Source organism: Geoalkalibacter ferrihydriticus DSM 17813, assembly GCF_000820505.1.
Lineage (GTDB): Bacteria > Desulfobacterota > Desulfuromonadia > Desulfuromonadales > Geoalkalibacteraceae > Geoalkalibacter > Geoalkalibacter ferrihydriticus.
Genome location: NZ_JWJD01000001.1, coordinates 1,302,337 through 1,327,941 on the forward strand (window position 1 = coordinate 1,302,337; position 25,605 = coordinate 1,327,941).

General features: G+C 58.1%; 26 protein-coding genes and 1 pseudogene. 7 read left to right on the plus strand and 20 right to left on the minus strand.

Annotation, left to right across the window (positions count from 1 at the left end; genetic code table 11):
* Nucleotides 1-156: 156 nt before the first annotated feature.
* Nucleotides 157-804, minus strand: a complete 648-nt coding sequence (locus GFER_RS05840) for a DUF2959 domain-containing protein (protein ID WP_040096897.1) — start codon at nt 802-804, stop codon at nt 157-159.
* Nucleotides 805-1,080: 276 nt separating this feature from the next.
* Here GFER_RS05840 and GFER_RS05845 point away from each other — a divergent pair, with 276 nt between their 5' ends.
* On the plus strand, nt 1,081-1,449 hold the full coding sequence (locus tag GFER_RS05845) for a hypothetical protein (protein ID WP_040096899.1): 369 nt from the start codon (nt 1,081-1,083) through the stop codon (nt 1,447-1,449).
* Nucleotides 1,450-1,509: 60 nt separating this feature from the next.
* Here GFER_RS05845 and GFER_RS05850 read toward each other — a convergent pair whose 3' ends face one another.
* Nucleotides 1,510-2,370, minus strand: a complete 861-nt coding sequence (locus GFER_RS05850; protein WP_040096902.1) for a DMT family transporter — start codon at nt 2,368-2,370, stop codon at nt 1,510-1,512.
* A gap of 117 nt (nt 2,371-2,487) precedes the next feature.
* Between GFER_RS05850 and GFER_RS05855 the strand changes: the two genes are divergently transcribed.
* A complete protein-coding gene (locus GFER_RS05855; protein ID WP_052445999.1) occupies nt 2,488-2,820 on the plus strand; it encodes a MoaD/ThiS family protein in 333 nt (110 codons plus the stop codon).
* A gap of 9 nt (nt 2,821-2,829) precedes the next feature.
* Here GFER_RS05855 and GFER_RS05860 read toward each other — a convergent pair whose 3' ends face one another.
* The 11 genes from GFER_RS05860 to GFER_RS05910 form a co-directional block, all read right to left on the minus strand.
* Nucleotides 2,830-3,177: a DUF2750 domain-containing protein gene (locus GFER_RS05860; RefSeq protein WP_040096904.1), complete on the minus strand. Its 348-nt coding sequence runs from the start codon at nt 3,175-3,177 to the stop codon at nt 2,830-2,832.
* A complete protein-coding gene (locus GFER_RS05865) occupies nt 3,174-5,090 on the minus strand; it encodes a PAS domain-containing sensor histidine kinase (RefSeq protein WP_052446000.1) in 1,917 nt (638 codons plus the stop codon). The genes GFER_RS05860 and GFER_RS05865 overlap by 4 nt, the downstream gene beginning before the upstream one ends.
* A gap of 36 nt (nt 5,091-5,126) precedes the next feature.
* Nucleotides 5,127-6,248 carry a radical SAM protein gene (locus tag GFER_RS05870; protein WP_040096906.1) on the minus strand — a complete coding sequence of 374 codons (1,122 nt, stop codon included), beginning with the start codon at nt 6,246-6,248 and terminating at the stop codon, nt 5,127-5,129.
* 4 nt (nt 6,249-6,252) lie between these two features.
* Nucleotides 6,253-6,531, minus strand: coding sequence for a hypothetical protein (locus GFER_RS19090; RefSeq protein WP_167334940.1), 279 nt, complete (start codon nt 6,529-6,531; stop codon nt 6,253-6,255).
* Between the two features lie 62 nt (nt 6,532-6,593).
* Entirely contained in the window at nt 6,594-7,985 is a 1,392-nt protein-coding gene (locus GFER_RS05880; protein ID WP_040096911.1) for a VWA domain-containing protein, read from the minus strand.
* 2 nt (nt 7,986-7,987) lie between these two features.
* Entirely contained in the window at nt 7,988-8,890 is a 903-nt protein-coding gene (locus tag GFER_RS05885) for an AAA family ATPase (protein ID WP_040096913.1), read from the minus strand.
* Between the two features lie 124 nt (nt 8,891-9,014).
* Nucleotides 9,015-10,220: an iron-containing alcohol dehydrogenase family protein gene (locus GFER_RS05890; RefSeq protein WP_040096915.1), complete on the minus strand. Its 1,206-nt coding sequence runs from the start codon at nt 10,218-10,220 to the stop codon at nt 9,015-9,017.
* 344 nt (nt 10,221-10,564) lie between these two features.
* Complete coding sequence (locus GFER_RS05895; protein WP_040096918.1) at nt 10,565-11,686, minus strand: radical SAM protein; 1,122 nt, start codon at nt 11,684-11,686, stop codon at nt 10,565-10,567.
* 108 nt (nt 11,687-11,794) lie between these two features.
* Complete coding sequence (locus tag GFER_RS05900; protein WP_040096921.1) at nt 11,795-13,171, minus strand: sigma-54-dependent transcriptional regulator; 1,377 nt, start codon at nt 13,169-13,171, stop codon at nt 11,795-11,797.
* On the minus strand, nt 13,159-14,367 hold the full coding sequence (locus GFER_RS05905) for a two-component system sensor histidine kinase NtrB (RefSeq protein ID WP_040096923.1): 1,209 nt from the start codon (nt 14,365-14,367) through the stop codon (nt 13,159-13,161). Before GFER_RS05905 ends, GFER_RS05900 begins: the two co-directional genes overlap by 13 nt.
* Nucleotides 14,367-15,542: an iron-containing alcohol dehydrogenase gene (locus tag GFER_RS05910; protein WP_052446001.1), complete on the minus strand. Its 1,176-nt coding sequence runs from the start codon at nt 15,540-15,542 to the stop codon at nt 14,367-14,369. Before GFER_RS05910 ends, GFER_RS05905 begins: the two co-directional genes overlap by 1 nt.
* 526 nt (nt 15,543-16,068) lie before the next feature.
* Between GFER_RS05910 and GFER_RS05920 the strand changes: the two genes are divergently transcribed.
* From GFER_RS05920 to GFER_RS05935, 5 genes are all read left to right on the plus strand, one after another.
* A complete protein-coding gene (locus GFER_RS05920) occupies nt 16,069-17,265 on the plus strand; it encodes a porin (protein WP_040096928.1) in 1,197 nt (398 codons plus the stop codon).
* 17 nt (nt 17,266-17,282) lie between these two features.
* Entirely contained in the window at nt 17,283-17,429 is a 147-nt protein-coding gene (locus GFER_RS18905; protein ID WP_153304558.1) for a hypothetical protein, read from the plus strand.
* 18 nt (nt 17,430-17,447) lie between these two features.
* Entirely contained in the window at nt 17,448-17,720 is a 273-nt protein-coding gene (locus tag GFER_RS05925; RefSeq protein ID WP_040096929.1) for a DUF4242 domain-containing protein, read from the plus strand.
* Nucleotides 17,721-17,787: 67 nt separating this feature from the next.
* Entirely contained in the window at nt 17,788-18,315 is a 528-nt protein-coding gene (locus tag GFER_RS05930; protein WP_040096932.1) for a hypothetical protein, read from the plus strand.
* A gap of 249 nt (nt 18,316-18,564) precedes the next feature.
* Entirely contained in the window at nt 18,565-19,911 is a 1,347-nt protein-coding gene (locus tag GFER_RS05935) for a radical SAM/SPASM family putative metalloenzyme maturase (protein ID WP_040096935.1), read from the plus strand.
* On the opposite strand, the gene fdhD is transcribed toward GFER_RS05935, so the two are convergent.
* The 7 genes and pseudogenes from fdhD to GFER_RS05965 all read right to left on the minus strand — a co-directional run bounded on the left by fdhD (nt 19,912) and on the right by GFER_RS05965 (nt 25,604).
* Entirely contained in the window at nt 19,912-21,333 is a 1,422-nt protein-coding gene (gene fdhD, locus GFER_RS05940; RefSeq protein WP_052446002.1) for a formate dehydrogenase accessory sulfurtransferase FdhD, read from the minus strand.
* Between the two features lie 168 nt (nt 21,334-21,501).
* Nucleotides 21,502-22,380 (minus strand): formate dehydrogenase accessory protein FdhE, encoded by an 879-nt coding sequence (locus GFER_RS17550; protein WP_052446003.1) that lies wholly within the window; start codon nt 22,378-22,380, stop codon nt 21,502-21,504.
* Nucleotides 22,381-22,417: 37 nt separating this feature from the next.
* Nucleotides 22,418-23,470 carry a cytochrome-c peroxidase gene (locus GFER_RS05950; protein WP_040096937.1) on the minus strand — a complete coding sequence of 351 codons (1,053 nt, stop codon included), beginning with the start codon at nt 23,468-23,470 and terminating at the stop codon, nt 22,418-22,420.
* Nucleotides 23,471-23,474: 4 nt separating this feature from the next.
* Nucleotides 23,475-23,906, minus strand: a pseudogene (locus GFER_RS05955) (DsbA family protein); the annotation flags it as partial.
* 12 nt (nt 23,907-23,918) lie between these two features.
* The gene (locus tag GFER_RS18970) at nt 23,919-24,158 is read right to left on the minus strand and encodes a hypothetical protein (protein ID WP_161807386.1); all 240 of its coding nucleotides are present in this window, start codon (nt 24,156-24,158) and stop codon (nt 23,919-23,921) included.
* A 27-nt stretch (nt 24,159-24,185) separates the two neighbouring features.
* Nucleotides 24,186-24,797: a formate dehydrogenase subunit gamma gene (locus GFER_RS05960; protein ID WP_040096939.1), complete on the minus strand. Its 612-nt coding sequence runs from the start codon at nt 24,795-24,797 to the stop codon at nt 24,186-24,188.
* Between the two features lie 3 nt (nt 24,798-24,800).
* A complete protein-coding gene (locus GFER_RS05965; RefSeq protein WP_040096941.1) occupies nt 24,801-25,604 on the minus strand; it encodes a 4Fe-4S dicluster domain-containing protein in 804 nt (267 codons plus the stop codon).
* Nucleotide 25,605 lies beyond the last annotated feature (1 nt).

Below are 25,605 nucleotides of genomic sequence, written 5' to 3' on the forward strand. Positions count from 1 at the left end.
AAAGAGAAAGGAGTTCAGAGCCATTTCGCAAAAAGAGCATCCACCTGACAGGCTGAAAAAAGGCGTGCGGGTGGATGCTCGAAGGGGGGCACCCCGAGTGCGAAGGACGGAATGCGCGAGCTGTCCCCTAGGTTGTGCAAGGTGCCGGTTTTCTTATCACTCCGCCTCCCAGGATGCAATGAACGCATCGGCCTGGGCGACGGATTGTTCGATGGTGCGCACCAGGCTGTCGACGTTGGCCTGCACGACGACCACCTCATTTTTCAGCCCGGCGATGGCCTGCGCGTTGAGATTGTGCTTCATGAACAGCACCTGGTCACGCAGGGGCACCAGCGCCGGTTCCAATTTTGCCTCCGCCTGCTTCATGGCCGCCATCAGATCCGTGTACCTCTGCCGGGTCAGGTCGTACTGTCGTTGACTTGATCTGCGCAACTCCTCGCTGGAGTACTGTCGGATTTCGGCGCGCCACTCCTTGAACAGTGCCCCTGAGACCTCCTCGACCGCCTTGATGCGTCTGCGCACTTCGGCCGCCTTGGCCTCGCTCTTTTGCAAGGTGGCGTTGAACCGGTTGTAAGCCCGCTCCAGATCCCCGCCCTCAAAATTGACCACGCTCTTGTAGTGCTCCATGGCCGTTAGAAATTGCTCCTTGGCTTCCTGCTGAGTGTCGCGCGCGACCTTGACGCGATCCACCATGATGTCGCGTTTGTGAATTCCCACCTTTTCCATGGCTCCGTAATAGACGGAGCTGCAGGCCGATAGAGAAGCCAACAGAAAAAGCAACAAGACTGAGGGTAGACTCTTCATGGATTTAATATTCTCCCAATTGCTGCCCCGTAAAATACGAGGTTCTTGGAGGTATCGGCGAGGATGCGGGCATTTTTTAACCCTACCGAAAAGCATAGCAAGAAGTCGTAATAAAGCACGCTGCTCTTTGGCGCGGCAGAAGGCTTGAAATGTCGCTATAATTCCTTAATATTGTTTTGAGACGCTGAAATCTGCCGTTTTCTTTCCGATGATCTCCGCGACTTCTCAGTCTGGTTGTGTCCTTTCGACCTCGACCGTTAAAAAAAGAGGAAAACCATGGATTTCCGGGTATCTATACCTGAAGGGCAGGACTATGTTCTGATTGAAGTTTTCAAGCCCATCACCAGCAATTTCGCCCTTGAATTTGGCTGTGAGGCCCGCAAGCTCGGCGAGGAATTTAATCTCAAAAAGTTTCTTTTTGATGTCAGAGGAGCGCCGAATATTCAATCCGTCGCCAAAAATTACGTCTTTGCCTATAAGGAATTGCCCGAGATTAAATTTCCAAAGTCGGCGATCTCAGCCTTTTTGCTCGATCAAGGCGACGATTCCCATGAATTCATCGAGTTGGCGTTCAAGAACGCCGGATACACCCTGATGTCCTTTACCCGGCAAGACGAAGCCATTGAATGGCTGAAAAGCCACTAAGCGAGAACGCGCTGTGCGGATTGAATTGCGGCCGCGACCAGGTCGGTGCTCCTGGGCGCATTACAACTGAATGAAGAACACCGCAAGCAACGTCAGGACGATAGCCAGGAGGCGCGTGGAGGTCAGCTTTTCGCGATAGATGAGGGCTGAGAGGGCGATGGCGATGACGAAATGCATACCGGTGATCAGGGCGATGATGGACAGCGGCCCGCTTTCCAGGGCGATGAGAAAGGCATAAAACCCGAAAAAATTGAGCAAGCCCATGAACAGACCGATCTTTACGGCGTCGCCGGTGCGCGCCGGAGTTTGTTCACGGATCCATTTTTTTTCAATCATCAGGGAGAACAGGGTGGCCAGAAAATAGGACAGAGCCATGAATCCGGATTTGCTGGTGGAGATCGCCGCAAACTTGCTGGAGATGGCGGCGGTCGCTCCGCACACCACGCAGATCCCGATTAGCAGCAGCCCGGTTGCCGCCTTGCCGCGCGGCAGGGTTGCGCTGCCTGATTCCCTTGCGAGAAGCGCTACGACGGCAAATCCCAGCAGAATTCCCATCCATTGAAAAAGCCCTGGTCGTTCCCCGAAGTAAACAACGGAAAAAACGATCACCACCAGCAGGCTCATTCGCGTGAGGGGAAAGGTAATGGCGGCCGGCAGGTGCTTGAGGGCTTCCATGTTGGCGACCGTGGCCAGAGTAAAGGACAGGCTGTTGACCAAGGCCAGAAGCGCCAGGGGCAACAGGGCGCCCGCAGGTTCGGCGGAGATGAAAAAGACCAGGCTGCTCAACAGTGTGACCGTGCCCATGAACACGGCGGTGGTCAGAGGCGCGCTGCAGTTGCGCTCGGCTGCGACCTTGTAGAGAAAGCGCTGGGCTCCCAAGAGACCAAGGGCCGCTATGCTGAAAAAGTACCAGTCGGGCATGATCCTCGCGGGCTAATCCGGAGTTTAGGGTGGGTCGGGCTCTTTTTTTGCATACATTAACGGGGGTGTGAGACGGAGCGAAAGACATTCTAATACCATGCATCGAAGGATTGTCCCATGGAAAATAACTCGGCAAAAGAGTCCACTCTGGTCACCGTTCGCATGTTTGGCGTTCTGCACAGCCTGCGCCGCAGCCGGGGGCTTGCGACAACCGTTGAGCTTGAACTGCCGCCGGAAGGTCGAACGGCGCGTGAGATCGCCCTGGATCTGGAGTTGCCCCTGGATCGCATCGAGGCGGTTTTCTGCAACCATCGGACTTACGAGTTGGACCACCGCGTTCATCCGGGCGACCGCGTTGCCTTTGTGCCGCCGGGCGTACCCGGCCCCCACCGGTTTTTTCTCGGGATTCACCAGGCCGGGCAGAAAACGCGGGCCGAAGAGGAGCGCTAGCCATTATGTCTAGGCCTGGATGGACCAGAATTCCTCCTTGGTGATGACCAGCACCCGGGTCGATTTGCCGTCCGGGTTGATTTGCAGTTCGGCAATCGCCATGCTCTGGTCCGACAACCACGTCTGGGAGAAAACTCCCAGGGGAACCGCCTCGGGTTTATATTTCTGTCCAATGGGTCTGGCGTTTTTCACAAAGTCGGCGGCTTTCTCCTCGCTTGACCAGACCGGCAAAGAAAAACCCGTCTTGTCCAACTCCATGGCGTAAATGTTCTTGTGGGTGCCCCTGAGCACCCAGACCTGTGCGGCGTCTTTGCTTTCTTGCAGAAATACCTTTTCGCCGAGGTATTCAATGCTCATAGCTGCTCCTCCCGCCCGATGGGCAGTAGCACGGTGAATTGCGATCCTGCGCCGACTCTGCTTTCCAGCCGGATTTCGCCGCCATGGCGTTTGATGATGTTGTAGGTCAGGGCCAGGCCGAGGCCGACGCCCTGGCCTACTTCTTTTGTGGTGAAAAATGGCTCCCAGATCTTCTCGCGAATTTGCGGCTCCATGCCGCTGCCCGTATCGCTGATCACGACCGCGATGCGGGTGTCATCCTCCCTGGAGGTTCTGACCTCAACCCGGCCTTGCTCCGCAATGGCCTGATGGGCGTTGACCAGCAGGTTCATACAGACCTGGCGCAGGCCGGAGGGGTCGCCGGAAATGCGCGGGAGATCCCCCCTGAGGTCGGTGATGACCTGAATCTTCTGGTAGCCCGGCTGGTAGCGCAACAGTTCAATTACCTCGCGCAGAACGCGGTTGATGTCGACCTTGACGGTCGTGCCGTCGGATTTGCGGCTGAAGCTGAGCAAGTGGTCGATGATGTCCTTGCAGCGGTAGGATTCGCGCACGATCACTTCGAGATAATGGGGAAAGACATCGAGGCGTACATCCTCTTTGAGGATGGGTTCATCACGGAAGCGGCGCAGCAGCGCCTCCGCGCAGCCAGCCACCGAGGTCAGAGGATTGTTGATTTCATGCGCGATGCCGGTGGCCAGCACGCCGATACTCGACATTTTTTCAGTCTGGATGAGATGCATTTCCTGCAAGCGCTTCTCGGAAACGTCGCGGAAGAAAACCAGGGCGCGGTTCTTCTCGCCGAGGGTGTCGCGGATCGGGGTTGCGGTGATGTCTAGATAACGGGTTGGCTGCCCCTCGTTTGCGCTGACCAGGCATGTATCCACCCGCTCGCCCTGGAGCGCCCTTTCGACGGGGCAGTCGTGCGATTCGGCAGCGGATTCGGGATGAAAGATGTCCTGGCAGGACTTGCCCGGCAGGGTCTCCTGAGGAAAAATCCGCGGACTGATCAGGTTGTGATGCTGGATCCGGCCGTCATGGTCGTAAACCGAGATACCGTCGCCTATGGAATCAAAAATGGTTTGCAGTTCGTTTGTTTTGTTGCGCAAGTCGACCTCGGCCTGTTTGCGCTGGGTGATGTCCTGGGTGGTTCCGTAGAGTTTGATAACCTTACCCGCAATGTTGAGGGCAGGTTCGACGATGGAATAGACCCAGCGCAAGCCACCGTCGTCAAAAAGCAGGCGATGTTCGATCTCATAGGTTTTGCCTTGCTCGACCCCCAACCGCAGGTGTTCCATGACGCTGTCGTAGTCTTCGGGGTGCACCACCCGGGCAAAGGCTTCCTGGGTGGTTTCTTCAGGCCGCAGGTGCAAAATACGCAACAGCTCGGCCGAGGCTTGAACCTCCCCGGATTCCGGATCAAAGCTCCAGGAGCCCACATGGGTCATGCTCTGGGCCTTGGCCAGATTGTATTCACTCTCCGCCAGCGCTTGTTCCGCGCGTTGTTTCTCGCTGATATCCACCAGCACAGCGAGGCACTCGCCGCCGGCTTCGCTCGCCAGAGCCTCGATACGCACATACAGCGGGTTGGGGCTTGGCTGTGCAAGCCGCAGCCGGCAGGTCTGCTTACTCTGATCGGCAAAGACCCGGCGCAGGAATTCTGCGAAAGCCAGGCGGGCGTCAGCGGCGACGAACTGCGAGAAATTGCGCCCAATCAGTGCGCTGGATTCGACCCCCAGAAACTTGGCGCCCAGCCGGTTCGCCAAGCGAATCCCGCCTGCGTCGTCCAAAGTGAAATACCCCACGGGGGCTTGATCGTAGAGCTGGGCATATCTGTCGCGCGAGGCCTCGAGGCGTTCAAGGCGGCAGCGCAGTTCTTCGATTTGAGCCTCCGCAGTGGTCTGTTGGGTTGGAATTTCCTGGTGTTTGTTCAAAGGCCTTTCCTCTGCATCTTGGGCGCACGTGGCACACTACAGGTATTTATCCAGTCCCATGTGCCGGACCAGATCGCGGAAATCCTTTCCTCCTCTTTCGGCCAGAAAGCCCAGCAAGGTAAAACCTTCGAGAGGCCAGGCGATGCGCTCCATCCCTGGCTCGGTACACTGGCTGCATTCGGCAAAGGCTCCGACCTTTTGGCGAAAGCGGTTGGCGGCCGTACAGCGATAGAGACTCTCCAGAGACTGCGACCGGACATTTCCCAAGGACTCTGCCAGGACCGGACAGGGGAAGATCTCGCCATTGTGCCGCGCGAACAGGGTATTGAAGCCCGCCGTGCAGGGCTTGACGATTTTTCCGGTTCTGAGATAGCCGAGCATGGCTTCGCGGTGGCCGCTCCAGGCGAACCTGGGACTTTTGTAGAAATCGATCATCTTTTTGATGTCTGCGGGGCTGAAGCGCAGATCCTTGGCCTTGTCCAGGTTGGCAAAGCGGTTGGGCGTCAGGATGCACGGGGAGATAATGGTAAACAACTGGTGTTCGGCAGCGAATTCGGCAATGCGTTGGAGTTCGTGGACGTTCAGCGGCACGATCGTGGTTTTGAGGCCGAGAATCAGGTTGGCATGTTTGTCCCTGATGTCATTCAAAGCTGACAGGGTTTGCTCAAAGTGCCCCCAGGCGCCGGGATAATTGCGGATGCGATCGTGAAGCTTGCCCACGGCATCCACGCCGCAAGCCAGAACCATGTCGATGCCGCGCGCGTGAAGGGGGCCGATGCTTTCGCGGACGATGTGCGCAACGCGCTCGGTGAGCAGGGCGTTTGTGGTGATCGACAGGGTGCGCAGGGCGGGAAAGTGGTCAGGCTGCAAAGCGGCGATCTGCCGAATAAGTTCACCCAGGTCGCTGCGCAGGAAGGGCTCTCCGCCGGTGATGTCGAGTTCCTTGAGGTGCCGAAGCGCCGGCGAGCGAAGCACGGCGAGCCATTCGGTGAGATCCAGGTCAGAAACTGTAGCGGGTGTTTTCCAGATGTTGCACATATCACAGCGGCAGATGCAGCGGTGCGTCACCTCCAGGCTCAGGGATTCGAGCCGGTGGGGCTTGCCGCGGCGCTTGAGAAGGCGAAAGCGCAGGCCGTTGATGAGAAGTTTGGCGATCACCCGCTCAGTATCCCCCGCAGAAACCGTCCTCCGCAACCTCTTTCATCTCGATATCCGCCTTGCTGTCGGCCGGTTTCTTTCCTCCCGCGTGCGGTTTGCCGATTTCATCAAGGCCGACAACACCGTGGCCGCCTTCAACACTGGGCGCTGTCTCTCCCAGGTGAGCAGCGCAAACGTTCTTGCTGCTGTTGGCCGGGGCACCGCAATGGTTGCAATGAATGGTCGGTTTGTCGGACAGGGCCTTGATGCAGTCATCCAACCCCTGGGACTTAAAAGCGCACATGTGCTTTGAGTGGTCCTTGCTGTCGCAATGCATTGTTCCTCCTGTGGGTTTCCGGCGCCGGCTTACCAGTGGCTGCGCCCTGTGGGATCGAGGCTTGGCGTCGAATTGCCGCCTCCTCGCGTGTAATAGTGGCGATAATCATCGTCCTGCTCTTCCTCGGCTTTTTTGATCTCGCGCATGGAGCGGTGGTCCTCCTCAAGATAAATATTGCGGAACAGATCTTCGACAACCTGGTTTAATTCCTCAACATTTTTAACCACCTCGACCTTGTCGCAATAAGCGCCGTAGGTATCGATCAGGCAATCGCCCCTTTTCCATAGCTCACGGTCTTCGGGGGTCAGCCACAGCATGTAGCCGGCCTTCTCGCGCAACTGCTCAAGCACCCAGTCATTGGGCTTGTTGTAGTTATTGCGCGCATCGCCGAGAAAAATGACCGCCGGGCGCCCGCGCAGGTTTTCGAGAAATTTCTCTTTGAAGGTTTCAAAGACCTTGCCGTAATCGCTGTTGTCGTCCAGGTTGACGATCTCGCCGCTGTCAATGGCCTCCATCATCGTGTTGATGGGCGCATTGGCGAGCATTTCCGTGATTTCAGCCAGCTCCGCGTTGAAGATGAAGCTGCGTACATCCATCAAACGGTTGTGCAGGGTATGCAGCAGCAAGAGCATGAATTGAGAGGCATGGCTGACGGAAAAGCTCACGTCGCACAGCACCACCAGGCGTGGTTTCTGCTTGCGCCTGCGGCGCAGGACCAGATGAAAGGGCACCATGCCGTGGCGATAGTTTTTCTGGATGGTGCGAATGACATGGATTTTGCCGCGGTTCTCCATGTTTTTGACGCGGCGGATGTCTTTTTTCAGACGCATGAGCATGCGCGAAACCGCATCATGCATGGCGTCGAGTTCCTGCTGGGAAAAAGTCAGAGGACGCTTTTGCCCGCTGGGGTGTTTGAAGGCCATGGTGACAGGATTCTGCGGCATGCGCATGGAGGGTCGCGGGGCTTGCATCGCCCCCTGGTAATCCTTGAGGCGGATCTCCATTTCCGAGCCGTCGAGCTGATCGAGACCGATTTCCTTGAGGCTCTGCAGGTCTTTGAGATCTTCGGGGCTCAGTCCCGCTTCGACCATGGCCAGGCTCATGTTTTCATTGACCATGTCCGGGTTGGTGCCGAGCATCTCCTCGGCTTCCATGCTCAGGATCGCTTCCTGCAGCAGGTCGGCGGGGTCAGGTCCCTCGCCGTTGGCTCCGCTGCTGAAAAAGCGCTCGAAAACCCTGTCGAAACTCTCCATGTCATGAATATTCTTCACCAGGGTCAGGCGCAGCAGGCTGCGCACCGCTCCGCGTCCTTCCAAACCGCCATGCGCCAAAGCGCAAACTGCATCAAGGCTCTCGCCGGGTGAGACCCGCAGACCTTCCTTGCGCAATTCGGCGACGAATCTGGTGATGATGGTTTCCATGCTCAGCCTAGTTCCTCGGCGGCCAGTTCCACCACCCGCTGCAGGTCGGCCTGATGCTTGGAGATGACGCCGACGGTGTTGGCGACCACGTCCGGCGTCAGTTTGGACACATGCAGGATGGAAAGGACTTCCGCCCAGTCGAGGGTTTCCGAGACGCTGGGGGGCTTGCGCAGGTTGAGTTCGCGGGCCTTGCGCAGAAAGCCCACCATCTGCTGCGCCAGTTCTTCACAGATATCGGGAAAGCGGGCGCGAACGATCTGCACTTCGCGCTCCAACTCAGGGTAGTCGATGTAGAGGTAGAGGCAGCGACGCCGCAGGGCGTCGGAAATCATGCGGGTGCCGTTGCTGGTAAGGATGGCCAGGGGTTTTCTTTTGGCCTCGATCACTCCCAACTCGGGAATCGACACCTGAAAATCGCTCAGGCACTCCAGCAGCAGGGCTTCGAATTCATCATCGGAACGGTCGATCTCGTCGATCAGCAGAACCGAGCGCTTTTCCGAGAGGAAACTGCGCAGCACCGGGCGTTGGACCAGAAAATTGCGGGAGAAAAACAGACTTTCCTCACTGGCCAACTGCTCCACGGCGTCGCGCAGGTCGGTTGCTTCGGCGAGTCGGTTGTCGAGCTGGGTTCGCAGCATCTGGGTGTAGAGCAGCTGCTTGCCGTATTCCCAATCATAGAGAGCCTTGCCTTCGTCGATCCCTTCATAGCATTGCAAGCGCACCAGCGGAAAGTCCATGACCTGGGAGAGGGTCTTGGCCAGGCCCGTTTTGCCAACACCGGGCGGTCCCTCGATAAGTATTGGTTTTTCCATCCGCAGTGCGAGAAAAACTGCGGTGGCGATGGCTTCGTCGGCGATATAGCCGCCGTCGCGCAGCCCATCTTTTACCTCTAGTTGAGTCATCATGGTCAGCCTCGTGGGGTGAGGAAAATAATAGTTGCCAACGCAAGAGCGCCGCTGGACCCGGCGAGAAGAAACTCTCCGGGCCCAGCGGCCTATGAACTACCGGTCTATTCGGTTACTGTGCAATTTACATGCAGCCTTTGAACACGGCGCGCATATTTTCAAAGCCGATATCCACCGGGTTGCCTTCGGAGCAGATGTCTGCCGCGGCGAACTTGGACAGCCCGTCGAGGTCTTTTTCCTGCAGCCCGAGATCCCCGAACCGGGTGGTGATGCCCAGGTCATCCTTGAGTTCCTGAATCATATCGATGAACTTCTCACCGGCTTTGATGTCAGACATTCCCTCAGTATTGATACCGGCGGCACGCGCCATCATGGCGAAGCGCTCGGGGCAGGCGGGCAGGTTGAGGCGGCATACGTCAACCATGGCGATGGCGTTGCACAGACCGTGGGGTGAGTCATAGAGACCGCCCATGGCGTGTGCCATGCTGTGAATGATGCCCAGACCGGCGCTGTTGAAGCTGTAGGCGGCGGCCATCTCCGCCCACACCATCTGCTCGATGGCCTTATCGTTGTTGCGGTTGGCAGCCGACTGACGCAAGTTGCCGAAGATTTCGGTGATCGCCCAGAGGCCCGGCCCGTAGGCCGACTGTACGCACAGGCGTGAGGCGATGGCTTCAACGGCATGGGCCAAAGCATCCATGCCGGTGTAGGCGGCGAGATCGCCGGGCATGCACTGGTGCAGCAAGGGATCGTTGATCGATTTGCTCGGGGTGCATGCCGGATCGAACAGAGCCATTTTGTACATTTTCTCGGTGTGGTTGATGATCGAGAAGCAAGAGACTTCCGACCCGGTGCCCGAGGTGGTATTGATGGCGAGTTGGGGGAGCTTGTTCTTCTTGGTCGCTTTGAAGGCGCCTTCGAAACTGCGCACGTCCTGACCGTCGTGGCTGTAAACCAGCTTGATCGCTTTGGCGCAGTCGGTGGTGCTGCCGCCGCCTATGCTGATGATGCCGTCGAACTTGCCCGAGGAAAGCACCTTGGCGCCCTCCATGACTTCAAAGTCTTTGGGATTGGGGGTGGCCTTGTCAAAAACTTCGGAGGAAACGCCGGCATGCTTGAGCACGCCCTGGATGGTCTCGATGATCCCGGTGCCTCTGAGACCGGTGGTGACGATGAGAGCATTGCTCATGCCCAGGGCCTTGGCTTCGTTGCCGACCATGGTATGCGCACCCCAGCCGACGTTCACCGAAGGGTAGGCGTGCTGCATCCTGATGGGATATTCCTGTCGTTCGTTGGAGAGCTTGCGTTTTGCGTCTTTGAAATGGGGCATGTGTACTTCCTCCTGTTGCTGGTGAGAGTTTACTTGCTGCCGCATCCTTGGTGGCCGGTGTCTGAGACACTCCGCCACCTCCTCATAACTTTGTTTTAGCGAAACCTTTGGTGGCCTCCATTAAACACTTGGTTAATGTTCATCCAAGCCTGTGGCGACACTGGGTTGTCTACAGAGCAAGGAGGGTGCCAAACGGAAATACTGTTTTATAGTGCCGGTTTGCGGGCTTTTGAGGGAGGGCGTCAGGGGTCGCTGTGAGAGTGCGGGGAATTCCGAAACAGGTTGAAGGGAGGATGGGCGTGGCAGCCTAGGGCGTTTGTCCACACTGGGGAGTTTTGCCCCGCTCAGGACGGGTTTGCAGCGGATTTGCGATGTGCATAAACGGCGCGGCGCAGGGCGCAGCGGTCCTCGCTGGCGAAAAAATCGCCGCAACTGCCCCAGGCGCGACCCATGCAGCCCGCGCCGCAGGTATCGCGATCGGCGCAGGCGTGGCATTGGGGAATTGTTTCGGCCCGACTGCGACTGATTTCCAGCAGGGATGCCCACAAGGGTGCCCCAAGGGAGAATGCTTCCGCGAGGGGTTTGTCGAATACGCCGCTCACCGCATAGGGGTCGGCATGACACAGAACGCAGGGGTAGAGGCGACCGGCCGCGGTGAGGTAGGGATTTTCGACAAAGGTGCAGTCTTGTCTCGTCGTCTTGTTCGGTGTTTGCCATTCCAGGGCGGCGATCCTGCCGATTTTCCGATAAAGAGCCCTGAAGCCGGAATCGGTTTCGTAGCGTTCGAGGAGGCGCAGATATTGCTCGGTTTCGGCCGGGGCGATGAGCGCATCCTCGGCAGCACGGCCGCAGCGCACCAGCGAGCCGCTGACGACGGAGGCGATGCCGAGTTCGTCGGCGCGTTCCAGGAGCGCCGGAATTTCATCGAGGTTGTGGCGCATCTCTGTAAAGAACAGGCTCAGACGTGGCGCGAGTCCTGCGGCAATAAGGTGCTGCAAGCCCGCCATGGCCCCGGCGAAGGCGCCCTCGCCGCGCACCAGATCATGGCTGGTGGCGCACGCCCCGTCGAGGCTGACCTGGATGGAGAGTCCGGAAAAATCAAGGTCGCGCAAGGCCGCCGCTTGGTTTTTTTTGATCAGGTTGGCGTTGGTTTGCACGCCAAGGTGGGGCATTTCGAGATGGCGGGCGAAGCGCAGCAGTTCGAGCCATTCGGGATGGCAGAGGGGTTCGCCGCCGGTCAGGCGCAGGCCCTGGCCACCTAGATCTGCAAACTCCTGCATGACGCGGCGCAGCTTTGCTGCCGGCACATGCGCGGCGGAGGTGGACACGCCCCCTTCGACCCAGCAGTGACGGCATTGCAGATTGCAGGCGCCGGTGATGGCAAGAGTCAGGGTGTGTGGTGGGCGCAGGCCTGCCCGGCGAAGCAGGCCTTTCAGGTTGTCGGATGTTGCGGTCGAGGGTTCCATGGTTCTGTCATTGTCGGTTTCCGGCGGAGAAAATGTCCACAGTGTGGAGAAGCTACCCAATGAACGACACGGGATGTTGGGGAGAAATGCCACACAACCCTCAAACCCCTAAGCCGGCAAATCGTAGCGGTCCAATTTGGTGTAGAGGGTTTTGCGGTCGATTTCGAGGATCTTCGCCGCCCTGCTTTTGTTGCCTTCAACCTTGTCCAGAACATTGCGAATGTGCTCACGCTCAATAACCCACAGCGGCAGGGGCGGCGCTTGCGGGGTCGCGCCGAGCTGAACCTCGGCAGGAAAGAGTTTGGGCGGGGCAAAGGGTAATAGATCGGCGGTAATCACCCGCTCTGCGGCCAGAATCGAAGCGCGGCGCATGGTGTTGCGCAACTCACGCACGTTGCCCGGCCAGTGGTAGGCACGCAGGGAGGCCATGGCTTCAGGCGATATCTCCCAAGGGCCTTGGCCGGGTCCGGAGCTGCTTTGCAGAAAAAACCAGGCCAGGGGCAGGATGTCCTCGGCGCGCTCGCGTAGCGGCGGGATAAGAATGGGCAGCATGTTGATGCGATGAAAGAGGTCATCGCGAAACTCGCCGGCATCGACTTTGTCTTCGAGCTTTTTGTTGGTGGCGAAGACAAAGCGCACATCGACGCTGATGTCCCGATTTCCCCCCAGGCGCCGGAATGTGCCGGTTTCGAGGATGCGCAGCAGCTTGACCTGGACATCGAGAGTCATTTCCGAGACTTCATCCATGAACAGCGTGCCCTGATGCGCCAGTTCGAACAGCCCTGCGCGACCTTTGACCGCGCTGGTAAAGGCGCCCTGCATGTGGCCGAACAGCTCGCTCTCGGCGGTGTTCACGTCAAGGCGCCCGCAATTGACGGTGACAAAGGGTTTTTGCGCCCGGGGACTGCTTTCGTGCACCGCGCGCGCCACCAGTTCCTTGCCGGTACCGCTCTCACCGAAAATAAGCACATGCTCGTCGACGGCCCCCCAGCGTTTCACCGTGTCGAGCACCTGCGTAATCGCCTGACTCTTGCCGACGATCTGGTGATTGTCGAGTTTCTGCATTTCGAGTTTAAGGCTGATGTTTTCGAGTCGCAGGCGGTTTTTTTCATGGGCCTTGGTGATGACCAGGTCAAGCTCGTCGAGCTTGACGGGCTTGGTCAGGTAATCGTAGGCACCGTGCTTGATGCATTCAACGGCTGTTTCGATGGTGCCGTGCCCGGTGAACATGATGATCTCGGGAACGCTGGATTCGCTCTTCATCTGCTTGAGTATTTCGACGCCGTCGCTGCCGGGCATGCGGATATCGAGCAGCACCACGTTGAAAATCTCTTCGCGGTAACGGGCCAGTCCTTCCTCGCCATTGCCGGCGACCTGAACTCTGTGGCCGCTGCGGCGCAGCTCGGACTGCAGCAGCTCGCGCAGGGGTCTTTCGTCTTCCACAATCAGAACTTTGGCGACATCGCCACGCTTTACATTTGACATACAGGTAATCTCACCTTGAAAGTGCAACCTCTGTTCACCTGACTGGCCACCTCAATGCGGCCTTGGTGTCGCTCGATAATGCTGTGGGTGATGGCCAGGCCCAACCCCAGGCCGTCGCCGACGGATTTGGTGGTGAAAAACGGATCCCAGATCTGATCGAGATGCTCCGGCGGGATGCCGCATCCTGAGTCGCGGATTTCCACCATCACTTCGTCGTCGACGGCGAGGGTGCGGATTCTGATGCGTCCCGGCCCCTTGATGGCCTGAATGGCATTCATGGTCAGGTTCATGAACACCTGGCGTAGAGCGGCGGCATCGGCATTGATGCGCGGGATGTCGCGTTGACGGTCTTCCTCAATGCCGACCTCTTCCTGGCTGGCTTTGTTGCGGACCAGGTCGAGCACTTCGTCGATGACCTCGTTAATGTCCACCAACCCCACCGAACCATCGGAGCGGCGGCTGAAAGTCAGCAAGCTGTCGATGATATTTTTGCAGCGATAGGCTTCGCGCATGATCACCTGGAGGTACTCGGGAAACACCTCCAGGCCCAGATTCTCTTGCAGTCGCGGATTTTCGCGCAAGCGCCGCAGCAGCGCCTCTGCATAGCCGGCCACCGAGGTCAGGGGGTTGTTGATCTCGTGGGCGACGCCGGCGGCGAGCATGCCGATGCTCGACATTTTTTCGGCTTGCACCAGTTGCAGTTCCTGAACGCGGCGTACCGTGACGTCGCGCAAAAACACCAGGGCGCGAGTCTGCCCCTGGGGATCGAAAATGGGCGAGGCGGTTACGTCGAAATAGCGGTTTTCGTCCCCGGCGCTGCTGTTGGTGAAGGACATCTGGTTGCTTTCGCCGCCGAGGGCTTTTTCAACCGGGCACTGTGCGGGCGCATTCTCCGCTTCGGGATGAAACAGGTCGCGGCAGGTTTTTCCCGGCATGGTCTGTTCGGGAAACAGCTGTGGGCAGACGTGATTGCGGTGCTGGATGCGCCCGCTGCCGTTGTACACCAGCACCCCGTCGCTGATGGAGTCAAACACCGCCTGCAGCTCGCTTTTTTTCGCGTGCAGGCTGGCGTTGGCCACTTCCAGCTCGCGGATTTTCTGTTTGACCTCAGCATAGTAGCCGATTTTCGAGCTCTCGATGCCAAGCAGGCGATCCAGGCTCGCCTCATCGATGCGGGTTGGCTTGATCTCGTCCATCAAAAGGCTCTTTCCAGAATCCGCAGCAGATCGGTTTCGTCAGCCTCACGTGGTGACGTCAGAATGCACACATCGCTCAGGGCATTGTGCGCCAGTTGGGGCAGATCCTCGCGCTTTACTCCCAGGCTGCTCAGGGTGCGAGGTGCGCCGGCGGCATCGAGCATGTGCTCGATTTTTTCCTCGACCACCTCGGCCGCGTCCCGGTCGCTCAGGTCTTTGTGTCGTGCCAGGGTCCAGGCCAGCTCCGGAAGCTTTTCGGTTACCACCGGCAGGTCGTAGCGGATCACCTCGGAAAGCAGTACCGCATTGACGCTGCCGTGATTGATGTCGTAGAGGCCGCCGATGGGGTGAGCAAGCGCGTGAACGATGCCGAGCAGAGAATTGGAAAAAGCCATGCCGGCGTGCAGGCTGGCCCGTGCCATGCGTTCCAGATCGTCCGGTTGCTGTTCGCGCACCGCCCTGACCAGCCCGTCGGAGAGCAGGCTCAGGGCGCGGATGGCATTTACGTCGGTAAGGGTCGAGGAGGCCACTGAAAAATAGGCTTCCAGGGCGTGGCTCAAGGCATCGGTGGCGGTGGTGCAGATAAACTCTTCCGGCAAGGTCGCCAGGGTATCGGGATCGGTGAGACTGATGTCGGGGGCCACGCAGCGGCTCATGATCGTCAATTTGCAGTGGCGCTGGGTGTCGTTGATTATGGCGAACTGGGAAACATCTGAGCCGGTACCGCAGGTCGTCGGACACAGGACCAGCGGCGGCAGAGGGCGGCTGATTTTGTCCGAGCCTTCAAAGTCGCGGATGTTTCCGCCGTTGGAGACCAGGATGGCAATGCCTTTGGCGGCGTCCATGGCGCTGCCGCCACCCAGCCCGACGATGACGTCGGCGCCCTGGCGGATGTACTCCCTGGCTCCGGTTTCGACTTCATGATCCTTGGGGTTAGGGGTGATCTGGTCGAAGTAGACGAAATTCAGCCCGGCTTCCAGCAGGCTGTGCATGGCTTGGTCAACCCAGCCGGCGTTGAACAGACCCTGATCGCTGACAAGGAAGACCTTGTTGCCGCCGAGGCGCCGGGCGCAGGAGCCGATCTGGGTGAGCAGGCCACGTCCGAAAATGATTTCCGGCACTTCAAATTTGCAATGATGAAGGGCGGGATTTTTCTTTTTTTCATCTTGCCCCATGGTTAATTCCTTGCGCGCTGTTTTTCCATCCGTTCCCCGTACCCGAGTGCGACAGTCAATAAAAGCATAAGCAATAGGTATACCCAGTTGTCAAACAGTGTTTCCCGTTAAGCGAATATAATGTTTTCGCTGGACTCAATGTTCTCAGCTGATTGGGAGGAAATTCCACGCTGTAGAGACTTTCCGCACCTGATTACCTGGAAAACTGTTTCAATTTTCCAGAACATCATCTCGGTCTTCACTATAGCATCTTTTCGACTCTTTGAGACAAGCCCAATTTTTCTGGTTTTTAAAGAAAAAACCACCGTTTTACTCGTTGGCACCACCGTTGCACTTCCTGCCAGCAGTTCCTGTGTAAATGCAGATTCCGAAATTGCTTTTCCCGGTATTTGGCTGCGGTGAAACGGGCGCCAAAGGAGGACAGAGACATTGGAGTACGGGGCTTTTGCAAGAAGGAACCGTCTCCGCCGGCCGCTAGTGATTCGAGGAGAGCAATTTCACCCCTTCCCACTCTCAGGAGGTATCAATGTTAGGTAAGATTCGGGGCTTAATTCTGATCGGGATTTTTGTCTGCCTGGCCCTTCCGCATGCAGCTCAGGCTGCCATAACCCTCTACGACGCCAATGAGACAACTTTCAGCGTGGACGGCTCGTTCAATACTTTCTATGTTTTCAGCAGCAGCGACAAGAATGCGGAGATGCGGGCGCTGCTTGAGGAATTAGGAAACCCGAATGTCGAAGACCGCGACCAGTCCCGGGTGAAAATGGGATTTTTGCCCAACTGGATCGGGTTTAATTTCAGCAGACAGGTGGGAGATCTCAAACTCGGCGGCCGCTCTTCTTTCTGGGTGACCATTAACGACAGTGACAATAATCTCACCGAAACCGGCATTGATGTCCGTCAGTTCTACGCCACCGTAGATGCCGATTGGGGCCAGGTGCTTTTCGGCAAGGATTTCACTCTGTTCAACCGCTCGAATATTTTTCTGGATGAAATTCTGCTCGGGTACGGCAATGTGAGCGATACCCTGAGCCTGATCGATGGTGCGGGTGTCTCCTTCGGCAATATCGGCACCGGTTATACCTACCCCTTCCCCTCGGCACAAATCACCTACCGCACGCCTGAGTTCCATGGGTTTAAGCTCGCGATCGGCGCTGTCGACCCGTCGCGAACCATCGACGACGGACAAGAAAAAGCACCGCGCTTCGAGGGCGAGTTGACCTACAACTACAAATTTGAGCGTGGCGATATTACCGCCTGGAGCGGTTTTCTCTACCAGAAGTCAAAAACCACCCTGGCTACCGGATCCGATCTCACGAGTAAGGGCGTTTCTTACGGTGTGCGGGCGCGCTACGCCGGTTTCAGCCTGCATGCCTCAGGCTTCAACGCCGAAGGCCTGGGTTTCCTGCTGGGGCCCGGCGCCGATGCGACCCTTGGCCTGCCCCTGGCTGAGGCAGGTGACGAACTTGATAGCAGCGGTTATCTTCTGCAGGGCTCCTATACCTACGGCCCTGCCAGATTCGTCATTTCTTACGGCGAAAACGAGCTGGATTCCACCCCGACCAGCCCCAAGTGGCAGAATGAGACTGTAACCGGGGCGGTGTTCTATGATGTCAATGCCTACTTTAAGCTGGTGGCCGAATACAACATCAACGAAATCTCCATCGGCACAGCCGAAGAAAAAACAAAAACCATCGCCCTGGGCGCGATCGTTAATTTCTAAACGAAAGGAAACAACCCATGAAAAAGCTGATCTTGCTCATGGTCGCAGCAATGCTGGTTTTTTCTCTGAGCGCCTGCGCGACCCCGAAGGACCAACAAGAGAGGGTCCCGGTAAAGTGCCCGGCCTGCGGGTATGAAGGCCTTGATTTTATCTACCAACCTTAAACCTTAAGGGGTCATGCAATGCCCAAGTACATTATCGAACGCAGCATTCCCGGTGCCGGCGAACTCTCCGCCGAGCAGCTTCAGGGTATTTCGCAGAAATCCTGCGGTGTGCTCAACCAGTTGGGGCCAAAAATCCAGTGGGTGCAAAGTTACGTGACGCACGACAAGGTCTATTGCGTCTACATTGCCCCCAATGCTGAACTGGTGCGGGAACACGCTCAGCAAGGCGGTTTTCCGGCGGACAGCATTGCCGAAGTTAGCGGCATCATCGATCCGACCACGGCCGAATAATCAACATCCTCTCACTCCCGAACCAGGATGTTCGGGAGTGAGAGAATCTGAAAGACGGAGAAAAATAATGACTTTAGCCATACTGATAGCCATCAGTCTGATGTGGATTTCCGTGGCCATTCTGTTTCTCGGCAAGGGCGAGGCCAAGGGCACCGGCGCGATCACGGGCTTTGTCGGCCTGGTCGTGGTTCTCGGGGCGTTTCTGCAAACCGCGCTGTTTAAAGACCCCTTCACCGGCGGCCTGCTTTTTGCTCATGGCCTGCTTTACTGCACGGTCGCCTATGCCCTGCTGGCCGGGCTCGAGGATCTGCGCTCGGTGGGTAACGTCAGCCTTGGGGTTGCGATTATTTCGTTTATCTACATGGTGCTCTTCTTTACCGGCGGTGTCGCCGCGGACGGCAGTGTTCTCATCGCCCAAAGCTACTATTTCGCCTTTGCCTGCCTGGGTTACACAGTTCTTACCGTGCAGGTCTGGCTCAACGCCTATGGTAAGGTCCAGGCCAACACCCTGGCCTGGTCGCTTATCGCCTGGGTGCCTCTTGGCCTGTGGCTTCCGGCGTTCATGCTGATGTCTACCGGGCGGCTTCCTTTTTAACGCGAGCTTCCTCCGGGCTGGCCTCCGGGAGCAAATGCACGACCGAACAATCTGGCGAGCGAGTGCCTCCTCACTCTCCACCTGTTGCAATGGGGGAAGCCGTGTCTTCCCCCGCTTTTTTAGGGCTGCTCAAGCTGTTAAAATGGATCAGACTTGACCTCCATCAAAGACCCCTGAACTGCTTTGTGGGTTAAATTGTGTGGAGGACTTTGTTTTTTACGCTGATCAAGCTGTAGAGGAGATAGGATCATGAATGCGAGCGAACCCTGCGGGCATTTTCGGCCTGCCGCGGAAGATCATCCCGCCCTGGCGAAATTTCCAGCCAAGCTGTTTGTCGAGGTGACCACCCGCTGCAACATGGAATGCTTCATGTGCATGAAGCAGAATCCCGGCAGCGGTATCTGCGAGGGAGATCTCAGCGAGGTGACCTTTGCCGCCCTCAAGCCCGCGTTTGCTCACCTTGAAGCGCTGATTCTCAACGGCGTCGGCGAACCCCTGCTGCACCCGCGTCTGGAAGAGATGATCGCGCGCGCCAAAACTCACATGCCGGAATCAGCCTGGGTGGGTTTTCAAAGTAACGGATTGCTGATCAGCGAAAAGCGGGCAAGCACACTGGTCAAAGCGGGTCTTGATAAGATCTGTCTGTCGGTCGACGCGACCTCCCCGGAGTTGTTCCGTAAGGTGCGCGAAGGCGGCGATATCCACGCCGTGGAGCGCGCGATGAATTCCCTGGTTAAGGCCAGGACCGAACAGCCCGCGAGCCGTCTGGAAATTGGCATGGAATTCGTCGCCATGCGCGACAACCTGCGGGAACTGCCCCGCGCCATTCGGTGGGCGGCCGAGCGTGGTGCAAGTTTTGCCCTCATCACCCACATGCTGCCCTACGATGAAGAGCATGCGGTCCAGGCCGCCTATCCCACGGTAACTGCCGAAGCCTTGCAGTTGTTTCACAAGTGGCGGGACATCGCCCGAAATCAGGGTCTTGACATCCGACGCTACTTCAAGAGCCTGATCCGCTACGCCACCACGCGCAGCGAAGACGAACAGCGTCTCTACAAGCTGGTGGAACAGATGAGGAACGAGGCGGTGGCGCAGGGAATCGTGCTTGATCTGCGCAGCCTGATGGCGGTGGATGAGGGCTTGCTTGACGAGGTGGCGGCGGTGTTTGCCGAAAGCCGGCGGGTGGCCGCGGAGTGCGGGGTTGATCTGCGCCTGCCGGAAATTCTGCCCAAGCACCAGCGCAGCTGTGAGTTCGTGGAAGAGGGCGGGGCGTTTGTCGCCTGGGATGGCAAGGTTTATCCCTGCTATTTTCTCTGGCACCGCTTCAACTGCTACGCCATGGGTTGGGAGCAGAAGGTGCAGCCCAAGGTTTTCGGCGACCTCAACGAGAACGCGCTGCTTGATATCTGGAACGCCCCGGCCTTCCGGGATTTTCGCGCCAAGGTGATTCGCTACGACTACCCCTTCTGCTCCAATTGCGCCGTAGCACCCTGCGACCTGGTGCAGGCCGAAAACTTCGAGCATGACTGCCACGCCCAGAGCGAACCCTGCGGCAGCTGCCTGTGGTGCATGGGGCTGTTTCAGTGCCTGCGCTGATCAGGATTGCTGTTTCTGCAAGACCTGCGGCAGCTCGCCGGGCTGATCTGTGTGCTGCCCCGTGCGGCACTGGAAGTATTCCTCGGGGGTGTTGATGTTGCGGAAGCTCTTGCCCTCGGCGTCGTGTTGGGCAAGTTCGGCGAGGGCCACTTCGTGCACCTGCACGGCGGGAAAAAAGGCGACGATGCGTTTGCGGCCCTGGTCGAGGACTTGCTCGATGGCGGGCAGGCAGTTCTTATGATAGAGGGCGTGCAGGGGCTCGGGACCGCGCGGACTCTGGGGGATGACCACCTCGCCTTGTTCGGCATGGGCGCAGAGATCACGGATGACATCTGGTTTGAGAAACGGCATGTCGCAGGCCACGGCGAAAATGCGCTCATGGCGAGCGTGGCACAGGCCTGAGTGAATGCCAGCCAGTGCGCCCTTGGCGTAGTAGATGTCGGGCACCTTGCGGCAGGGGATGTCTTGATAAAGGCTCGGCGAGTTGGTGACGATAATCACCTCGTCGAACAAAGCGCTCAGGCGCCGATAAATGTGATCGATGAAGCGCGCGCCCTCCACGGGCAACAGCGACTTGTCGCAACCCATGCGCCGGCTTTCGCCGCCGGCCAGAATGACGCCGGTGATGCCGGCGATTTTTTTATCGGGTACGCCGGGCGCGAGGCGCGCGGCGTGGCTGTACACCTCGAAGGTTTCACCCCGCACATAGCCGACCAGGGTGATGCCGGCCTGCTCGGCCAGCTCGATGGCTTTGTCGGTGGGCGAGGTGCGCGAGGCGATCAGGGCGATGCCCAGAAAGGCGGCCTTCGCCACCATTTCCGTGGAAATACGCCCGGAAGTCACGAGTATGCGTCCCGCCAGGTCGATGCCGCGGAACAGGGCTTCGCCGGCGATGCGATCAAGGGTGTTGTGTCGGCCGAGATCCTCGGCAAACAGCATGAGCCTGACGCCGTCACCCACCGCGGCGGAATGAATGCCCCCGTGGCTGGCGTAGCTTTCGGCCTTGCGCGCGAGATCCTTCATTAACTGGAAGACCGCGGCAGGTGAGAATTTTTCGGCCGACACTGTTTCCGTCCGTGGCCTGAGGGTGCGTGCCAGGTTAAAGGTGATACCGGTACCGCAACCCGAGGTCAGCGTCGGCTTGAGGCGTTCGGGGATTGCGCCGCGCACCTGGACGCGGGCGCTTCCGAAATCGGCGCAAACGCCGAGGCTCAGAACCTCATCCATGCTGCTGATGAACCCTTGCAGCCGCAAAAAGCCCATGATCAGAAAGTTGAGTTGGTGAGGCGAGCTGATCAGCGTCGCCAGGGGGCGTTCGTTGACGATGAGTTCCAGGGGGTATTCCTGAACCAGGGGGCGCTCAAAGTTTTTGAACTGGTCGCGTTCAAAGCGAACGATGCCACGTCTCAAGCCTTTTTCCATGGTCGACTCCTGCCTTGTGTGCGGATCTGTCCGGCGATGCCGTAAACGGAAAGCAGAAACTGTGCCTTTTGCAAAAATGCTGTGTTTATGGGCTTTGCGGCCTGGATTGCGTAAAAAAGGGTGGGTCAAAATCACCCACCTGGATCACAGCGGTATACAGGTCGCGGATCAATGAGTATCCGAAGTTTTCTCTGCCCCGCCGGGGAAGTCGCGCTTGATTCGGGTGAAGCCTTCACGCTGGGCGAGCAGATCGAGATGCAGGGTGCTGACGTCTTCAATATCCATGGGCAGGTTCAGGCCCGCCTCGCGACTGTCGACCACCTTGAGGTAACTGTCGCATTTACGACAGACGTTGACGCGGTAGGCCTTGTCTTCGCCGGCGGTAAAATATTCCAGGGTCTTTTCATCGCGGTTGCCGCAACTGGTGCAGCTGCGCCGTGCGCCGGGCCAGTTTTCGCCGCAGGTGCCGCAGTGCAGGACCAGCCGCCCTTCGTCGCCCTGGAGTTCGCCCATGACCGGGACGCTTCCGCACAGGGGACAGTAGCCGTGCGGCCACTCGCCCTCGGGGGCGGCAAGCCCGTTTTCGCGAGCCTGGTGGAGCGCAAAGGAGCAGGCAAGGCCGATGATGTATTCGAGCACCGCGGGTTCGCAGGCAAGATCCTCGGCGGTCTTGGCGAACAGGGCGCGGTCGCGTTCCACATAGGCGCCGAATAGGGGTACGGGGTCAAGGCTCTGTTTTTTCAGGGATTCGTCGATATGCGCCAGCTCTTCCTGGCCCTGTTGCCCGTGGCGGTGCAAAACCGCGATGAGATCGCGCAGAAAGGTGCGGGTGCGGGCAGGGTTGACGTCAAAGCTTTCGGCCGTGAGCAGGGGAAAGCCCTGTTCAAAATGGGTGGGCTCCGTTTTCGGTGCGAGTTTCAGAAATGGTTCGTTCTGTTCGGCGAGAAATGCGTAGAGGCTGCCGTAAAAATCGAATATTTCAGAAAATTGCGGGCGAATGCGGCGCAGGTCATTTAACCGGCGGCGACGTTGTTCAATATACTCCATGCTAGACACTCCTCTTATTTATGACCGGGTTTCGGCATCAGGGAAGCACCGGCGGGCCTACCACCGGAACCGTTCCCGACAGGCTGGTTAAAAAAGCGAGCAGATCGGCTTTTTCCTCGGCCGTCAACTCCAGGGGCTGCAACAATCTCGATTTGTCGGGATCCTCGCCGCCGCCACGGTTGTAAAAGGCAATGACCGCTTCCAGGGTCGCGATGCTGCCGTTGTGCATATAGGGAGCGGTGTCCGCGACCTGGCGCAGGGGCGGTGTGCGAAAGGCGCCCAGGTCCTCCGGGTTGTGGGTGACGGCATAACGCCCCGGGTCGCGATCGCTGCGCTCCAGGCCCATCTGCACCTGAAAGAAATGGCGGGCGGCACGCCGTTGCGTATCTTTGCGCAGCTCCTCAGTTTCACCCACCCCCGTATTGTGAAACTTCTGGTCGGATAGCAGAGAGCCGCTGTGGCAACGATGACAGTTGGCTTTGCCGTAAAACAGTGCCATGCCGCTCCGCGCCGCATTGCTCAGGGCATCAGGGTTGCCTTTCAGATACAGATCGAAGGGTGAATCACGCACGATGAGGCTGCGCTGGAAGTCAGCCAGAGCCGAGGCAATCGATGCGCGCGTGATTTCACTGTCGTAGGCCTGGCGAAAAAGCTCGGGATATCCTGGGGTTTCACGCAGCTTCTCGACCATGAAGTCCAGATGCAGGTTCATCTCGAAGGATGAGTGGATCGGACCTTCGGCCTGCTGCTCAAGGCTCTCACTGCGCCCGTCCCAGAGAAAGGTATGAAGATAGGCGACATTGATCAGGCTCTGGGTGTGTCGCCAGTGCCTGGTTGTCGGATAAGCTCCTGACAGAGCGCGGCCGTCGCCATAGGCCCGCTGGGGGTCGTGGCAGACGGCGCAACTCATGGTGCCGTCGCCCGAAAGGCGCCGGTCGAAAAATAGCATGCGTCCCAGCTCCACGCGTTCGGCGGGCGGCGCCTGCAATTGCGCCAGGGGCGCGGGAAGCTTGACCTCGGGCGCGGCAAGAGCCGGGCAGGTTGCGCCGAACCCTATCAGCAGCAATGCCAAGGAGATGAACCAGCGCATCTTTTTAGTCTCCCGTGGATTTTGCTTTCGCAAGTTCTTCATCGATGATTTTTTTGAAATCTTCGAAAGGGCGCTCTCCCACAATCTTGCGGCCGTTGATGAAGAACGTGGGTGTCTGGTAGATGTCGAGCTTTTGTGCCAAATCCACATCCTGGTTGATCCGTGCCAGATATTTTTCTCCGTCCAGTTCGCGGGTAAAGCGCGCCACATCCAGATTCAACTCGCCCGCATAGCCGACGAGGCTGTCGCGGTCAAGCCGTTTGCGCTCCAGCATCAGGTCGTGCATTTCCCAGAATTTTCCTTGAGCCCGTGCCGCTTCTGCGGCCTGGGCGGACAGGTGCGCATAGTCGCGGTAGCGATAGGGGTGATGGATGATCGCCAGCCGCACCTGATCGCCGTATTCCTCAATCACCCGATTGACGGTCGGACCGACCGCCTGACAGAAGGGTCATTGAAAATCGAGAAATTCGATGATGGTGACCGGCGCATCGGCGGGGCCGCGCACCGGCGCCCGGTCGAGGGGAATGTCGACGGCCGCCGCGGCCGTCGCCCACAACAAGATCAGTAAAACTAAACAGAATTTCTTTCCATGCATTGGGGAACCTCCGAAACGAAAGAATGGACGGGCATGAGCCAGTTCAATCATACCAGTTGATTGTACCCGGTTCACCCCGTCCATTTCGTTCATTATGGCTACTTAGTCGTTAATGATGCTTTAGCCTTTTTCAACTTTACGGTACCATTTGCTGGCGTGCATTTTCGCCCAGCTTTTGGTGACGGTGCCGTAGAGCATGCTGGAAATCGTCCCCGGGTTGCCTAGAGTCGTCAGATAGATATGCACGATGGCTGCTATCACGAACAGAACGAAGAACAGGCTGTGTAGAAGCAGCGAGTATTGAACCAGACTGCGTCCCAGGCCGTCCGCGAACCACAGGACAAGACCGGTGAGGCCCATGATCAGCGTCGCGAACAAGGAAAAGACACCGAACAGTTTTTGGCCGCAATTGAATTTGCCCTGAGGAATATGCTCATGCCCCTTGGACAGGTACCCCCCGCATTTTTTCATCCACAGCAGGTCGTCCTGGTCAAAAGTGAAGAGTTCCTTCAAGTGGTTGAAGGCCAGCAGCAGCGACGAGGTGAAAAACACCAAGCCCGCCCACTTGTGAATCAGCATGGACTGATGTGGCCCGCCGAAGAAGTCGAAGTAGCCATAGAAGGTGTGAGCGTAAAGGCCCAGCCCGGTAAAGACCAGCAGAAAAAAGGCCACCACCATGAACCAGTGCAGGACCCGCTCGACGACATTGAAGCGCTCAACAAATCTGCTCATGGATTATGCCCCTTTCTGCGGAGTGTCGTGCTCGTTGTTGTCCATCTCATCATCATGTCTGCGGCCGTAATCCTCCAGTTTATTTGGTCCGAAGGTCACGTAATGCAGCAGTGCCGCGCCGACGGCGCCCCAGAAGCCGAGGATGCCTAAGGGCTTGACGACGTCCTTCCACAGGAAGACGGAGGCCGGAATGGCCGGTTTCGCCGGCAGGTTGTAGGTCTCGGGTGAATCCTCGAGGATGTAGACGGCGCCCAGACCCTTGAGGTCGTTCTCGCCGTAGACCTTTTTCCCTGCGGCCTTGGCTTCGGCGATAAGCGTGTCGCGGTCGCCAAAGCGCAGGGTCTGCGTCGGGCAAGACTTGACGCAGGCCGGAGCCATGCCGTTGGCGATGCGGTCGATGCAGGCATGGCACTTGGTGACCTTCTTGCGCGCGTCGTAGCGTGGCACGTCGAAGGGGCAGCCGTTGACGCAGTAGTGGCACTCGATGCACTTGTTCTGATCAAAGCCCACCATCCCGTCGGGAGTGTGGTAGAGGGCACCTGCCGAGGGGCAGACTTTGACGCAGCCGGCGTCGGCGCAGTGCATGCAGCGTTTGTTGAGAAACAGCCAACGCAGATCATCGCCGTTTTCCTGTTCAATGAACTTGATCTGGTTGTAGAGCTGCGGCGTGAGCTGCGGCGGATTTTCATAGCTGCCGCGGTTGACCGTCGCGTCAGGTTCAAGTTTGTTCCACTGTTTGCAGCCGACCTGGCAGGCGCGGCAAGCGATGCAGCGACTCATGTCGATTAGAAATGCTTTTCTTGCCATC